This window comes from Maribacter sp. 1_MG-2023, assembly GCF_030547005.1.
Taxonomy (GTDB): domain Bacteria; phylum Bacteroidota; class Bacteroidia; order Flavobacteriales; family Flavobacteriaceae; genus Maribacter.
Genome location: NZ_JAUOPN010000012.1, coordinates 34,088 through 48,922 on the forward strand (window position 1 = coordinate 34,088; position 14,835 = coordinate 48,922).

Annotated in this window: 16 protein-coding genes and 1 riboswitch; of the genes, 5 read left to right on the forward strand and 11 right to left on the reverse strand. The window is 34.6% G+C overall.

The genetic code is table 11. The features are described from left to right. Positions 1 to 33: 33 nt before the first annotated feature. The 6 genes from Q4500_RS13540 to Q4500_RS13565 all read right to left on the reverse strand — a co-directional run bounded on the left by Q4500_RS13540 (position 34) and on the right by Q4500_RS13565 (position 6,695). On the reverse strand, positions 34 to 804 hold the full coding sequence (locus tag Q4500_RS13540; protein ID WP_303600180.1) for a hypothetical protein: 771 nt from the start codon (positions 802 to 804) through the stop codon (positions 34 to 36). 158 nt (positions 805 to 962) lie between these two features. Continuing rightward, positions 963 to 1,667, reverse strand: a complete 705-nt coding sequence (locus Q4500_RS13545; protein ID WP_303600181.1) for a hypothetical protein — start codon at positions 1,665 to 1,667, stop codon at positions 963 to 965. Positions 1,668 to 1,844: 177 nt separating this feature from the next. Continuing rightward, the gene (locus Q4500_RS13550) at positions 1,845 to 2,615 is read right to left on the reverse strand and encodes a LytTR family DNA-binding domain-containing protein (RefSeq protein ID WP_303600182.1); all 771 of its coding nucleotides are present in this window, start codon (positions 2,613 to 2,615) and stop codon (positions 1,845 to 1,847) included. Positions 2,616 to 2,635: 20 nt separating this feature from the next. Further along, the gene (locus Q4500_RS13555) at positions 2,636 to 4,453 is read right to left on the reverse strand and encodes a sensor histidine kinase (RefSeq protein ID WP_303600183.1); all 1,818 of its coding nucleotides are present in this window, start codon (positions 4,451 to 4,453) and stop codon (positions 2,636 to 2,638) included. Between the two features lie 4 nt (positions 4,454 to 4,457). After that, positions 4,458 to 5,018, reverse strand: a complete 561-nt coding sequence (locus Q4500_RS13560) for a hypothetical protein (RefSeq protein WP_303600184.1) — start codon at positions 5,016 to 5,018, stop codon at positions 4,458 to 4,460. A gap of 768 nt (positions 5,019 to 5,786) precedes the next feature. Continuing rightward, entirely contained in the window at positions 5,787 to 6,695 is a 909-nt protein-coding gene (locus Q4500_RS13565; protein WP_303600185.1) for a DUF1338 domain-containing protein, read from the reverse strand. A gap of 110 nt (positions 6,696 to 6,805) precedes the next feature. Here Q4500_RS13565 and Q4500_RS13570 point away from each other — a divergent pair, with 110 nt between their 5' ends. Continuing rightward, positions 6,806 to 7,684 carry a LysR family transcriptional regulator gene (locus tag Q4500_RS13570; RefSeq protein ID WP_303600186.1) on the forward strand — a complete coding sequence of 293 codons (879 nt, stop codon included), beginning with the start codon at positions 6,806 to 6,808 and terminating at the stop codon, positions 7,682 to 7,684. Positions 7,685 to 7,790: 106 nt separating this feature from the next. Here the strand turns inward: Q4500_RS13570 and Q4500_RS13575 are convergent, their stop codons facing one another. From Q4500_RS13575 to Q4500_RS13595, 5 genes are all read right to left on the reverse strand, one after another. Beyond that, a complete protein-coding gene (locus tag Q4500_RS13575) occupies positions 7,791 to 8,390 on the reverse strand; it encodes a DUF6642 family protein (RefSeq protein WP_303600187.1) in 600 nt (199 codons plus the stop codon). 214 nt (positions 8,391 to 8,604) lie between these two features. Next, entirely contained in the window at positions 8,605 to 9,282 is a 678-nt protein-coding gene (locus tag Q4500_RS13580) for an alpha/beta hydrolase (RefSeq protein ID WP_303600188.1), read from the reverse strand. 263 nt (positions 9,283 to 9,545) lie between these two features. Then, positions 9,546 to 10,115 (reverse strand): hypothetical protein, encoded by a 570-nt coding sequence (locus Q4500_RS13585; RefSeq protein ID WP_303600189.1) that lies wholly within the window; start codon positions 10,113 to 10,115, stop codon positions 9,546 to 9,548. 28 nt (positions 10,116 to 10,143) lie between these two features. Continuing rightward, entirely contained in the window at positions 10,144 to 10,863 is a 720-nt protein-coding gene (locus tag Q4500_RS13590; RefSeq protein ID WP_303600190.1) for an NAD(P)-dependent oxidoreductase, read from the reverse strand. Positions 10,864 to 10,994: 131 nt separating this feature from the next. Continuing rightward, positions 10,995 to 12,044: a serine hydrolase gene (locus tag Q4500_RS13595; protein WP_303600191.1), complete on the reverse strand. Its 1,050-nt coding sequence runs from the start codon at positions 12,042 to 12,044 to the stop codon at positions 10,995 to 10,997. Positions 12,045 to 12,295: 251 nt separating this feature from the next. After that, positions 12,296 to 12,389, forward strand: a riboswitch (TPP riboswitch). Positions 12,390 to 12,480: 91 nt separating this feature from the next. On the opposite strand from Q4500_RS13595, the gene thiS reads away from it, so the two are divergent. The 4 genes from thiS to Q4500_RS13615 all read left to right on the forward strand — a co-directional run bounded on the left by thiS (position 12,481) and on the right by Q4500_RS13615 (position 14,833). Next, positions 12,481 to 12,684 carry a sulfur carrier protein ThiS gene (thiS, locus tag Q4500_RS13600; RefSeq protein ID WP_303600192.1) on the forward strand — a complete coding sequence of 68 codons (204 nt, stop codon included), beginning with the start codon at positions 12,481 to 12,483 and terminating at the stop codon, positions 12,682 to 12,684. Between the two features lie 73 nt (positions 12,685 to 12,757). Next, positions 12,758 to 13,393 carry a thiamine phosphate synthase gene (locus tag Q4500_RS13605; protein ID WP_303600193.1) on the forward strand — a complete coding sequence of 212 codons (636 nt, stop codon included), beginning with the start codon at positions 12,758 to 12,760 and terminating at the stop codon, positions 13,391 to 13,393. Positions 13,394 to 13,413: 20 nt separating this feature from the next. After that, on the forward strand, positions 13,414 to 14,067 hold the full coding sequence (gene thiE, locus Q4500_RS13610; RefSeq protein ID WP_303600194.1) for a thiamine phosphate synthase: 654 nt from the start codon (positions 13,414 to 13,416) through the stop codon (positions 14,065 to 14,067). 1 nt (position 14,068) lies between these two features. After that, the gene (locus Q4500_RS13615; protein ID WP_303600195.1) at positions 14,069 to 14,833 is read left to right on the forward strand and encodes a thiazole synthase; all 765 of its coding nucleotides are present in this window, start codon (positions 14,069 to 14,071) and stop codon (positions 14,831 to 14,833) included. Positions 14,834 to 14,835 lie beyond the last annotated feature (2 nt).

Consider the following 14,835-nt stretch of genomic DNA (forward strand, 5'->3'; position numbering starts at 1 on the left):
GATCATGAAACTTTTTAATAAGTTGGTAGGTATTTAAATTATAATTGTCTGGGTGCTTGTAGCACCGGCAAAAGCAGGAGGCGAATCAACATTCAAAATATGAATTCCTGATGCATGATAATGACGACTATTAAAACTCCAATTAGCTCCATTCCAATAGAGAAAATTTGTAACAATTCGAAGTGAGAAACCAAAGTGAGCCCCTGCGTCATAACCCCAAGGATAATTATTCGGATTGTAACTATGTATATGAGGCCCTAAAACGCCTGCTTCAGCTATATCAGCATAGCATGCAAATTGCACTGTGTAACCAGCTGCGACCCAAGCCGCTATGCTACGATGATCGTGGTCATGAAGTATTCTCCAACTTCCCGGAGCTAATGGTGCCGCACCAACTGGCACTGCAGATGCAATAATCATTGAACATCCATTCATACCAGTTGTAAACAAAAAGTGAGCATCTGCTGGGGCAGGTACAGTTGAAATGTCGCAGAAAGGCATGATATTAAATCCATCACCTCCATTGGCGGCTCTACAGTACATGGCATCAATGGTATTTAATACACCACCGCCAGGTTGGTGAAGAACTGGGGCAGCACCAATAGGTTGCATACGTAATGTTGGATAATCTAACAATCCTGGAACTCCATGAACCGTATTTGTTGATAGAGAGAAAAAGGTTCTAAGATTATTAATCGCTGGAATTCCACCTATTAAATTTTGATTTATTGAATTAAGAACAATAGGGTTTGCAATAATAAATGCACTGGGATTAAGCATGAAATGACCTACATTGTCAATCATAATATTTTTAATTTATGGATTATTTTATATCCTGATTAGTTACTTTAAAAAAAATTATAAACACTATTTTTTATTATACTATTAAGCAATACTCCTATATTATTTGGTAGCTAGGAGTATTGCTATAAAAGCTAATCTTAGAAATGCTTATTTAAAGTCTAAACGACAGGTTTTGGTATAAGATTCATGAATTGTGTTAAGAGTGCGTCATGATCTTTTGATGAAAGAAAATCGTCAGTAAATTGATCAAACCAATCTGGATCAACAAATCTAACTTCAAAAGTGTGATAAGTAAAGGTTATAGCATCTGTAGATGAGGTGGAGCAAGGAGTTTTAATAAATGTTTTAGCTTCATCTCTACTAAGGAAATACATTTGTATGGAAATATCTGGCATCCCCATTTCATCTTCAGCCCAAAGAATTCGTTTCACTTTTTTTTGTGATTCTTTATCTACAGTTCCGCTAACCGTTAATGCTCCTCCAAAGTCTTTTATGACTGATGTCAAAGCAGCTTCCATTTCAGGTGCAACAGCGTCGCCAACGATAGAGGCAATTATCCCAACGTCTATTGTTACCGAAAAATCCGTGTGGGTATAAGTTACATCTTTGGCTTCACTTAAACTAAAGTACCCACTACCAGAAAGAATTGCGTACGCTGCCTCGTAATCATATTTATCCCTTCCTGATTTAGTAATTGCTTCAGTTAGAAGAGCGCTTAAATGAGACGCTTTTTTGAATGTTGCGATTGTGTCATCATTCATTTTTTGGTCTTTTTCAGTAGTCACATAAATTGCGGTTGCATCATGATTAGTTGAATAATACTTTTTTACTTGTCCATCATTGTTGTCATCTGAATTTGTCATAATCATTAGGTTTAAGAAGTTACTATTTATTTTTTCTTCTCAAATCTTAAAAAACAAAACCTTGTAAAGAAAATAGATGAGTGAATGGATAGATTATTCTAGTGAAGTACTAAAATTAATGAGCAAGTGGAATATGCGAAGTCAATTAATTAATTGAGCTAAAATGTGATAAAGGATTTATATAGTTTTGAAGAGCCTAAAAACTTTATCTTTGTGAGACTTGCTGACAGGTATTTTATTCTCTGAGATATAAAGCATATTGCCTTCGAAACCACTTACTGAATTAATGTTAACCACATAGCTTCGATGTACACGCACAAAACGGCTAGTGGGTAGTTGCTCTTCAATTTTATTGAGTCCAACAGAATATATAAATCGATCAGTTTTGGTATACACCGTACAATAATTACTATCAGCTTGTAAATACAAGATTTCTTGGAGCTGTACACGCTCAAAATGATTGTTCTTTTTAAGAAATAAACTATCCTTAATGTTTAGTACCTGATTTTCTGTAGCAGCAAACTGTTTTTTTGTTTGCATTTCGTTTTCTGCAGTTTTATTAGAAAAGTTCTTTAAAGCAAGCTCAATTGCTATACAGACCTGACGATCTTTAAAGGGTTTAAGTAAATACGCATGAGGCTTTACGCTCTTTGCTCTTTCTACGATATAATTATCTGCGTGTGATGTTAGAAACAGGAATGGTATACGGTACTTGTCATTTATAAAGCGCGCTAATTCTATTCCATCAAACTCTCCTTTTAACATAATATCAATCAAGACCATATCAATATCTTGATTATTTTCTAAAAATTCTAAGGCCTTTTTTACCGTATCAGCTATACCGGTAATATGGTAATTGTTATCACTAAGTTTATTCGCAATGTCATTAGCCAATAAAATTTCGTCTTCTACTATGAGTAATTTTACCCTGGCAATGCTTGGAATCATGTGATATGAATTTTTAAAATTTAGATATTTTTCACCATAATTTGCCAATGGGTACCCCCAGTTTTCAGTCTTTTAATACTGCCATCTAATTGGGAAATCAGCGATTTTATTAATTTAAGACCAAAAGAATTTTGCTTAGCCCCTTCTTTCTCAGTAAAACCTACGCCATTATCACAAATATTTATTTCAAGCGTATCGTTTACTTTTTTAAGGACCAATTTAAATTTTGGTGAAGGTGTATCATTATAGGCATATTTTAAAGAATTAACGACCATTTCATTTACGATTAATGCTATTGGTATGGCTTTGTCTATAGAGATACTAGAATCATCAATATCCAATTCTGGTTCAAAACTGATATTATAACCATAAAAAAGCCCGAGAACTAATTCTTCTATATAATCTTTTAAGAACACTTTTGTTTCGATACCTTCTTGATAAAGCTTTTGATGTACTAGTGATAGTGCTTCTACTCTATTTTTACCTGTTAACAAGGCTTCTTGTGCTGGGTGGCCACTAAGTTCTCGACTTTGTAGATTTAATAAACTCGATATCATTTGAAGATTGTTCTTAACTCGATGATTGAGTTCTTTTAGTAAGAGTGCTTTTTCTTGTTCACGTTTTTCTATAATTATATTTTGGGCAGAGACACGCTTGCTTACCATTTTGATAGCTTTATTACTTTTATATAACATGTAGGTTAAAAGACTGAATATGAAAATACCAATACCAAGAATTAACATTTTATTTCTTTGATTGGCATTAATAGTATTCAATAAATTAATCTCGGTTTCTCGCTTATTTATTTCATAACCTGCTTTAAGTTGTTCTATTTTTTGAATATTAGCTTTATTTACTAAGCTATCTTGATAATTTTGAAAGTCTTTTTTATAGATCAAGGCTTTTTTATATAATTGCTGATTCTCGTAAAGTGTTGACAATAATGCACTAACATCTCGTATTTGCTCTTTTAGACCATTGTGCCTAGCCAAGTCCAAGGCTTCTAAAAATTTCATTTCGGCCTTTATTAATTGTCTCTCTTTTGTGTAGATATTGCCCAATTCTGCTAAAAAAATAGATAAAGAATAGGGGTCACCTAAAATCATTAAAATCTCTATAGCAGTTTCTAACTTTTGCTTAGCTTTAAGAGGTTTGCCTTGTGCAGCATATGCCATACCCAGATTTCCTGAGGTATAAGCTAAAATCAAATCGTCATTTAGTACGTCATTGATATTAACTACTTCGTTAAAAGTATCAATAGCCAAATTCAAATCACCAGATAGCCTATAGGCTTCTCCTAAGTTGACTAAAGTTATTGCATAATTTGAAGTGTTACTATTATTGTAAATATCACTAGCCTTCCTTAAATAAACAATTGCAGAAGAATAGTCCTTATCATTAATGTAGTTAGAACCAATTTGAACATAAGAGGCTGCCTGTCGTTCTAACATATTGAGTTCTTCATATATGCGTAATGCATTATATGAAGCTTCAAAAGATTTTGGATTATTACCCAATAATCGTTCTACATGGCTTAGCTCTTCCCATGCCTCTGCTTGAAGTTCTTCATCGCTTAAACTGTTTGCTATTTTTAAAGATGCATTGGCATATTCAAGTGATTGTAATGGAATTGGATGGTGGTAAGCAATTTTACTTAATAGTCTAGCTTGCTCTTTTTGAGTAATAGTTTTAGTTTCTAAAATAGCTAATAGACTATCAACTTTTTGTTGGGATTGCGAGATTACATTAAAAACAGAACCAAAGGATAAAAGAAAAAACAACAATTGGACTTTGTACAGTCTAGTTTTTCCTATAAACAAGTTGACTGTCTCTTGCATATTACTAACCCTGATTAGAACTAACTTTCATCAATGGGTCTAGTATAAAATACAAGCGCTTTTTTTTACCTTCCTTTGTTATTTCCATTTCTAAAGATAATACGGCACCGTAACTAATATATCGTTCAAAAATAGGAGCTTCTGATTTTAATTCAATAGTACACTTTTCGTATGTATTATCTGATTTGATATACAAAAAACCATCCGGCGAAATAGTAATCTGTGCATCAGGTCTAGAACTCCTATCATTGAGTTCGAAGATTTCACCCCAGCCTATTGAACTTTCTGAATCTTTAGTTAAATCCGAGCCTTTACAATAATGTAATCTTGGAGAATAGTCTTTTTTCTCATCCTTAGAATATTCCAATATCATATCAATGTTCTTGTCAACACCAATAATGACTTCTGGAATGGCATCATTCGTATTTACCACAAACTTATCAAGTGCAATTGGATACGATAAGGTCCCTTCCCCTAAATCCATGTATTTTACTGCTTTTTCTAAATATGACCCTAGTACATTTAAATATAAGCTAGACTTCTCAGTACCAATTTTGATTTTCATAATGTTATAATGGTTTGGTGGATTTATATAATAAATTTAAGGATAGGTTTACTTCTTAAAACAATTCATATATTATCTTTAGTTACATTCTTAAAATAGATTTGTACGTTTATAAAGGAGTCTTTATCAATTCTAGTCACGTATGGCTATGCTGCGATTGTAATTAATTGAGTCCAAATAAACGTTTTACATCTTTTGGTTATTCAGAAATAAATTAAAATCACTTTCTACCTTATTCTTCTAATACTATTATAGATAGAGCAATTTATATTTTGGAATAACGGATGGTTTAAATATATGTTTTTTTAGCAAGTAAGTAATCATGAAAATCTTTTTTTCTAATAAAAATTTTTAGTGAAATACCCTTATACTCCCCTCCTACCGTCGGCTCGTATAATAAGTGTTTATTCATTGCTAGTTATTTATTTTTAAAGGTATTCATGAACCTCCTGCGTCGGTTTCATTATCTTTTGAGAAGAAAGTTTTTAGAAAGAAAAAAATAAAAGGAGATTGGAGAAAATAACTTCGCTTTTACCAAAGCAAAGTTTCATAACGCAAGACATTATAGAGCAGAAATGCTCTATAATCTGGCATTATATAAAATAGCGATAAAGTTATTATGAATTTTAAGCTAATGCTACTAATAGGCTGTATCAAATTTTATGTCTGATAATAGAGCCTAAAATCCAACAATTTGCAGATCTGGAAAACACTTTTTAAACTATAATTCTGAATAATTTAAAAAGTGTTTTAAACCAATAGCCACTATTACTTCTTTGAAGTTTGCTCTAAATAGGTGCTTTCAAATATTTTATCTGCATTAGCAGCTTCAAAACCTTCTCGTCTATGTTCCCTTTGAATTTCACTTTTATCTAAAGACTCAAATTCTGATAGTATAGAGCGCTCCGCAAATTCTACATAACTACCTGAAATTTTCATTTTTTCGTAATGGGCAAAGGTCGCATCTACCATTTCGGCTATCGAACTACTTTGACGTAACAAACCATCGTTACTGGTTTTTATCTTTCCGCCAGATGAATTAAGCACAATTCCTATTCCTTCTAAAAATTCATTGAATACCTCTAAAGAATTATATGGAGAAGGTAAATTATGAACGCTGATGGTATAATGATTTAAATAATAGCGGTTATAAATTACCCAAGCTGCATATTCACTTTCTTCTGACAGTTTTTGAAAATCGGCTAGCGTTGGCAACTTCCATAACGGCTGGTAAAAAAATTCTCCAACAGCCTTGGAATCGTCTAAATCAATGGCATCTATGGGGTCGGTGTTAATGGTATTTGTATATTCAGAAATGATACGTTGCGATTGACTAGAAAGGTCTTGAACTCTTAACTCACTAATAAAAATTCTAGGATACTCTTGGCTTGGCGGTGCATACCAGTAGGCGTCAAGTTTTTTAGCAGGAAAATAATAGGAATCCATTTTGGAATATCCATAGTGTAGAAATATTTTTTCAAAAGATGAAATTCCCAAATTAGGAACACCTAACGTACGAAACGCTATATGATCGTTTACGATTTCATTTTCGTTTTCAATCATATTGGCATCGATCATTGCCTTGGTAATTTTTTCTACATCGGTTACACTTTTTTTATAGGGAAGAAACAAAGCAGTTAACACTTTATCTAAAGAAGTATTTTGTTCAAAATTCATAGCACGCAGGTATTAAGAATAGATTGTAAGATGTTTTAATTGTAATTCTATTACAAAGTTCTTGTCTATTTTAACAATAAACAATTAACATTGTAGGTTTATTGATAAGTATGACTAATCAATTAGAATTTAGACACCTCCACTACTTTTTGGTATTGGCAGATACATTACACTACCGAGAGGCAGCGGAGAAACTATATATATCACAATCTGCCTTAAGCCAACAGATAAAGCGTTTGGAATTTATTTTAGGCAAGAATCTCTTTATACGCACCAATAGAAAGGTGAGTTTGAGTCCTGAAGGAATTATTTTTAAACAGGAGGCTACGCTTATACAAAATCAGGCTGCTTTGTCTATGGAGCGTTGGAAATCTGCAGTTTCTGGCAAACAAGGATTGCTAAAAATCGGATTTGTAGGTTCTGCAATGCAAAAATACTTGCCATCTGTCATTAAGAAATTTACTGAAACGCAACCTAACATTGAATTTTACTTAAACGATCTTAGTAACACCGACCAGCTTTCTGCTTTAGAAGCGGGACAGATTGATATTGGATTCATACGCTCTAATGTAGTGGCTCCCACATTGGAAATTAAGTCGGTATTCAAAGAGAAATTCGCTTTGGTATTACCAAAGGACCATGCGATTTCTAAAGCCAATTTTAAAGATGTATCGCAATTGTCAAATGAGTCCTATATACTGTTTCCAAACAAGAATAGTCAAATGTACTATGACCAAATTGTTTCCCTTTGCAATGATCACGGCTTTGCTCCTAAAATATCGCATCGTTCAATTCACGCCCCTACGATTTTTAAACTGGTAGAAGGCGGATTGGGTATTTCTATAGTTCCCAACTCCCTTCGAGATAAGAGCAATACTAAAATTAAATTTATTGAATTAAATAATGTACCACAAGAAACCGAGCTGTTCGCTGTATGGAACAAGAAAAAGACGAATATGGCTTTACCTTATTTTTTAGAGGTTTTGTAACACGGTTCTTTTGTAGTAAAGTTTTATAGGTTCAACCAATGAGAGTACTGTGTTGATTTTTTATGATTAGGCAGCCCAAAAATTAAAACAGTATTTGAGCTCTATTCTAATAATACAGCCTAAAATCTAACATTTTACAAACATTGTAATGCCTTTGGTGCAATTCTTCTATAACATCGAACATATCATCATCTTCTTTAAATAAGTTAAAGAAAGCCTTGTCAAGGTTAGCGCTACTTACTCCGTTAAATGCATTTCCGTAGCCCGAAACTGCTTTTGCGTTGGTAATATCTAAGAAGTACTGTGCTTCTTCTTCGTCAAGGTCTAGAATTTTGGTGTTTGAAAAATGCAGGATTTTCCCTTTTAATCGTCCCTCGAAAATCTCCGCAATCTCTTGCAGCGTATAATAGTAATCGTTTAGGCAGATGCTATTTGCCTCACCGGCCATCACCAAATAAATAATTTCATAATCCTTAAAATTATGATCATCTAAGACCAGTGTATTTAAGCTTTCTTCTAATCCTTCGATGGTATCACAAGTTTTATAAATACTAGCTATGCCATATTTCATGGCTAGTTGCTCGAGGCTTTGTTGAGCTTCGGTAAGCTGTTCATTTTCAATGTCATTAACACCTTCTAAACAATAGATAAACTGATCTTCGTCAATTGATTGTTCTTGGGGTAATTGTCTTCTTTTTTCTAGCAAGCTTTTGTATTTATTTGGGGTGTATGAAATACAAAATTACAGTAACTATTTTATACTTTTTAGTGTTTTTGAGATAAATATGGGTTGTAATACATAGGGCTTCCCTCCCACTGTTGAGTAGCTTAAGTACAAAACAATACTAAACCGTTAGGCGATTATTGAATAGTATCTAAAATGGATATGTCAAATAGCCCATGACGCGTTGAGGATTTAACTATATACTCTTTAAAAATTCTTTTACGGCACTCCAATAGCCATCATTATCCTCAAACTTTTCCCACAACGCTCGCGAACCGTGGTTTCCTTTGGTTGCCGGCACATACGATACTTTTGTTGTGGTAGGTATCGCTTGATTTATAGTAAGCCATTTATTTTGTTCGTTTTGCGCAGAAGTAATAAACGTAGGTACTTTAATGTGTGCGGCACTATTTTTTATAAAATCGTCTTCACCAAAATATTCTCCAGGTGAAAAAGCCATTGCGGCATCTATATTATCAGGATAGTCACCGGTATATTTAAGAACTAAAGAAGAAGAGTAAGAACTACCCCAGATAATTATTTTCTTTGGCATATATGTCATTTTTACATAAGCTACGGCTGCCTCAATATCTTGAAAAGCATCAAGATATTTGGTTTTCTTCCCTGCTGCTACCGCTCTTTGGTTGGTCTGGTTGACAACGGAATTTACTTCACCGCCGGATCGTTGATCAATGGCAAGGCAGCTATAACCTAATGCGTTTAATTTAGGTGCTATTTCTTTATATTCTCCACGGCTCCACCCTGCTTGATGAAAAAGGAGTATAAAGGTTTCGCTCCCTTTGGCTTCATAATAATCTGCGGTAATCAGCAGCCCATCTTTAGAAGGAAAGTCTATAGTTTTTTGTGCAAACATACATAAGCAGCTTAAGCTTAAAACAAAGGAGAAAATCGTTTTCATAAATGGCTTTGTTAGTAATATGTATTTGAGTCCGCCTTTAGTGCATTTGCTTACAAAAAGTGATGAATATATATATATGCAATGCCCAATTTAAGCGTATTTATTTGGGATGTGCGATATACGATACTACTACAACTGTTTTATTCTTTTTAGGTATAATATGAGTTGTAATACATAGTGCCTCCCTCCCATTGATAGTTATTGGGGTTATGTTATTGCTAAAAATTTTTGCTACTAGATTTCAACTTACGAAAACCAAGTATAATCAAGACGACTATTAAAACTAAAAAATAAATAGTGGTAGAGCTACTTTTAATAATTGAAAACATACTGGTGATATTTACAGCAGTCTCTGTAACAGTTGGGTAGGCATTTAGCATGGAAATAATACCGATGTTTTCAATATAATCTGCTATACCGGCAATTATAGGCAATAGACACAGATAAAGGAATTTAGGGTTAAGTTTGGGTAGTTTGGTGAGGAAATAAGCCAGTACTGCTGCATAAGAAATACCAAAGAGTAATGGGTAAATCATATCTACAGGAATTTGTTTGGTGAGATACGTTTGGCGTCCGGTATCTCCTAGAGTATGAAAAAGAGTGTTTACATACTCTAAATCATATCCTGCGGGCATCATATCTAATAATTGCAATCCGTTCGAGAATTCCATCGTTGCCGGTATGGTAACTAGCAGCATATACGCATATACGATGTTGGTGAGTAAGAAAAGCAATAGAACCTTCTTACCAGAATGTTGTTTTTCTAACTGTTTTATGAAGTTGTCCATTTTACTGTAATGTTATTTAACTGGCTTGTTATGAACTATAAATAACCGGCATTTGTTCTTTCCATTTACTCCAAAGGTTAGTGTCATTGATAAGGCTAGCCATAAAATGAGCAACATTGATACGACTTACTTTACCCGCATTGAATATGGCACTACGTGTAGGAGATGTGAAAATTTCGTATTCACTTACCTGGTCTTCGTTAATTAATTCGTCTGGTCTTACGGCAACCCATTCTATTGCACTGTTGTTCTGACCAATTTGGGCACGCAAGTAATCCGCAGCTTTTTCATTATCTACGTGAGGTGGCAGTAGTAAACGCAAAAGACCAATGACACATTTTTGGGCAAATGAAATGGGTTCATGAATATCGCGATTACGATTACCGGTAGTGTTCATTAAAACAAACTTGGTTGGTGTATGTAGTCGGTTGGCTTTAACGGCATTGCAAATACGTTTGGTAGCATCTGTAACCAATTTTCTAGGTTGCCCGTACATACCTTTTAAAGTTAAATTATGACCAAGGCAAGAAGCCACTGCATGGCAATCGCTTACCAAATTTTGCATTTCGTCATCGGTAAGGGCTAAAATACTTGCGGTAATAATTTGAAGGCTGTCATTTTTTTTCCAAGATTCAGGAAGCTTATCGGGAGAACGTACCACTACTTTTACCGAATGTTGTTGCAAAAGAAGTTGTGTTACCAACTGACTACCTGTGGCGCCACTTGCGCCTACTACTAAAACTGTCATACTGATTTGATTGATTGATTGATTGATTGATTGATTGATTGATGATTTGACTGTAAGACGATGATATGTTGAAATTGTTACATTTTTAAATATGTAAATGTCTAATTTTAAGTTGTTATGGGGTTTTGTAGCTATTTTGCTTTACGTAATATTTTAACCACTCTACTATGCGTTATTTGTAGCAAATTCCATTGATAGCCTTCAAAATCTGTCGTGTTCATAAATTGAACCACTACGGCGTCTATATCTTTATGGTATTCTGCCAAACATTGATAGCCAGTAGCCAAGCCACCGTGATTAAACTCATAAAGTGAGGAGTAGATTTCCATTTCTTCTTCGCTAAGTAAAGAACCATCGTTTAATGCTCTTACGAATTTGCCAACATCTTCTGCAGTAGCCAGCATCATGCCGTTATCCTCACTTTTAAAATCTTTATCAATTCCCACATAATAACCACTCATAACATCATCTAAATTTACATCATCAAGTGAGCCAAACGTATTGTTGAGACCAAGCGGAATTAAAATTTCTTTTTTAAAATAGTCATAACGACTACCGCCAGTTACTTGCTCTATAATTCTGGAAAGCAGTAAATAATTGGTGTTAGAATAGCCATAATCTTCATCCGGTTCAAAATCCGCAGGTAGATTGCTTGCATAGATAAGTACATCTATATCGGTATTTGGTTGATTTTTCCAGTAATCGGCATTGTTGGTAAAATTCGGAATGCCACTTCTATGCTTTACCATCATTCGTAATGTAATCTTATCTGCATTTTCAATTTTACCTAAAAGTTCAGGAAAATAATGGGTAAGCGGTTTATTTAAATCTATACGATTTTCATTGGCTAACCTTGTAATGGCTACTGCCACATATAGCTTGCTTATACTCGCAATTTTGAACAAAGCTTTTGGATTAACGGGTATTTTCTTTTCTGTGTTATGATATCCGGCACCATACAGTGTTGGTGGTTTGCCGGCTTGGTCAACGTAGACTATGACACCGTCGAATCCGTAACCTGCCGTTTGATTCACTTGCCCTTGTAGCGTATTTGGTAATGGTAGAATCCATGCTTTTACAAGAATCCACGGTACAAACCATAAAGAAATGAAGGTACTGGCAAATAATATGATTCTAAAAATCTGTTTTTTCTTACTGACTTTTGGTTTGACATTTTCCATTATGTGATTCTTTAGGTTTGATTGATGATACAAACATATATGGAATCAGCATAAAAATGAATTGTGAATAACCGAATTGTAATTTTTTGGGGATGAATTGAGTGAAATCTCATGAACATATCAGTAAATCAATCTTTAACTTTCTTTTGATGTATTACTGAATTACATTACTTAACAGTGGTCTGTTCGAAAAAAAATCAAACTATTCCATTTTAAGAATCACATTCCCCTTCAAATCCTTAAATTAGCCATGTAAACTTTAGGAGTAGCTATTTCATAGTTTGAGAAATATCCTTAGAACCTGATTTGATTAATATCAACGTAGGGAAAAGTTATCAGGATCAACAACCTGTACTTTCCTTTTATCATTTTCTATTCTTACTGTTTACACTAAAAAATATAGTAGCGAATACGCTTCAATTAACTAGTGAAACAGATGATACACATTAAAGTAAACAACACCACTCACCTATTCAAGCCGAACGTTACACTAGATGAAATCATTAAGGGTTTGGATATTTCTGTCAACGGAATAGCCGTGGCGGTAAATGAGAACATTATTACCAAAACAGAGTGGCATACCAAAACACTGAACGAGAGCGATGAAGTATTGGTCATTAGAGCTACCCAAGGGGGTTGAAAACCAGGCTTTCTATTCCCGTTTTACCCACATGAAGCAAGAGAATTTCCATTACAATATTTAAATCACAAAAATGATTGTATTAATAGCTCCAGAAAAAGATATCCCGAATGAAATTGAATTGCTACATCAGTTGTTTCAAGAAGGTTTGGCATATTACCATTTAAGAAAACCTTTGAAGGACTATCAAGAGCATTGCGATTATTTAAATGCGATCGATACCAAATATCATAATAGAATTGTAGTACACTTTTTTCATGAATTGATCAATGTATATGACTTAAAAGGGGTTCATTTTCAAGAGCAAAAAAGAATAGACCATATTGACAATCCCGGGCAGTATTTTAAAAGTTTAGATATGTACGGTAAGACCATAAGTTCTTCTTTTCACGATCCAAAGGTTTTAGAAGATTGTGAATTTGAATTTGATTATCATTTACTGAGTCCCGTGTTTTCTTCCATATCTAAACAAGGATATGAAGGCAAAGGTTTCAACGTCAACCAAAGTGAAAAGTTGATTGTGGGCATGGGCGGTATCACAGATAAAACAGTACAACAAACACTAAAGCTCGGTTTTAAGGGAATTGGTGTTTTAGGCGGAGTGTGGAATATGGAAAACCCGGTAGAAAGCTTTGTTGCATTGAAAAAGCAATACGAAACAGCCGTTCAAGAACAGAAGAAAGCATCCATCAGAAAAAAGAATTTTTAGCATTTACGATAAGAAAGAATATGACACCAAAATTACATTATATATCACAGGGAAAGACTCCCCAAGAACATTTAGAGAACATACAAAAAGCCTGTACCTCTGGTGTAGAATTGGTACAGTTGCGATTAAAAAATCAGTCTGAAAAAGTAGTGTTGGAAACTGCAGAAAAGGCAAGGGAAATAACAGCGAAATTTCAAACGCGATTAATCATTAACGATTACTACAAAATAGCAGCTGCGGTAAAAGCAGACGGAGTGCATTTAGGCAAAACTGATACCTCCCCTACTGTAGCTAGAAAAGAATTGGCGTCGTGGCAAATTATTGGTGGTACCGCTAATACGCTAGGGGACTGTGAAGCTCTTATCGCTAAAAAAGTAGATTATATAGGCATGGGACCTTTTAGATTCACGGAAACCAAAGAAAATTTGAGTCCGGTGTTGGGGCTAAACGGCTATTTAACCATAATTGAAGAGTTGAAAGCAAGTGTTCCAATTATTGCTATAGGCGGTATTGTTGCCGATGATATTACAGCTATTATGAATACCGGAGTACATGGTATTGCAGTATCGGGTGAAATTACACGCAACTTCAAAAGCATACCAGAATTGAAGAAACTAATCAACGGAGGTCCACTACAAGAAGAACGTTGGATATCTGAAGAAAAAAGAAAATAATATGTTACAAATAGCGGATAAAAAGTATACCTCAAGATTGTTTACGGGAACGGGAAAATTCAGTTCGTCTCAAGTAATGCGAGAAGCATTGTTGGCATCAGAAAGTGAATTAGTAACGGTAGCCTTAAAACGTGTGGATATCGAAGATACCCAAGATGATATTTTACATCATATAAACCATTCACACATCAACCTATTACCAAATACATCGGGAGTTCGTAATGCTAAAGAAGCCGTTTTTGCAGCGCAATTATCTCGTGAAGCCCTAGAAACAAATTGGGTGAAATTAGAAATACACCCTGACCCAAAATATTTGTTGCCCGACCCCATAGAGACCTTAAAAGCTACCGAAGAGTTAGTGAAGTTGGGATTTGTGGTCATGCCCTATATACATGCAGATCCTGTATTGTGCAAACGATTGGAAGAAGTGGGCGTGCAATGCGTAATGCCTTTGGGCGCACCAATAGGAAGTAACAAAGGATTAAAGACCCAAGATTTTTTAGAGATTATAATAGACCAAAGTAATGTGCCCGTAATTGTAGATGCCGGTATAGGTGCGCCTTCTCATGCTGCCTATGCGATGGAATTAGGTGCAGATGCCGTGTTGGTAAATACGGCGATAGCTGTCTCTCAAAACCCCGTAGAAATGGCAAAAGCCTTTAAAATGGCGGTGGCAGCTGGTAGAATGGCTTTTGAAGCAAAATTGGCACCCGTAGTTCATAAAAAAGCAGCAGCCAGTAGTCCGCTAACCAGTTTTTTAAATTAGAA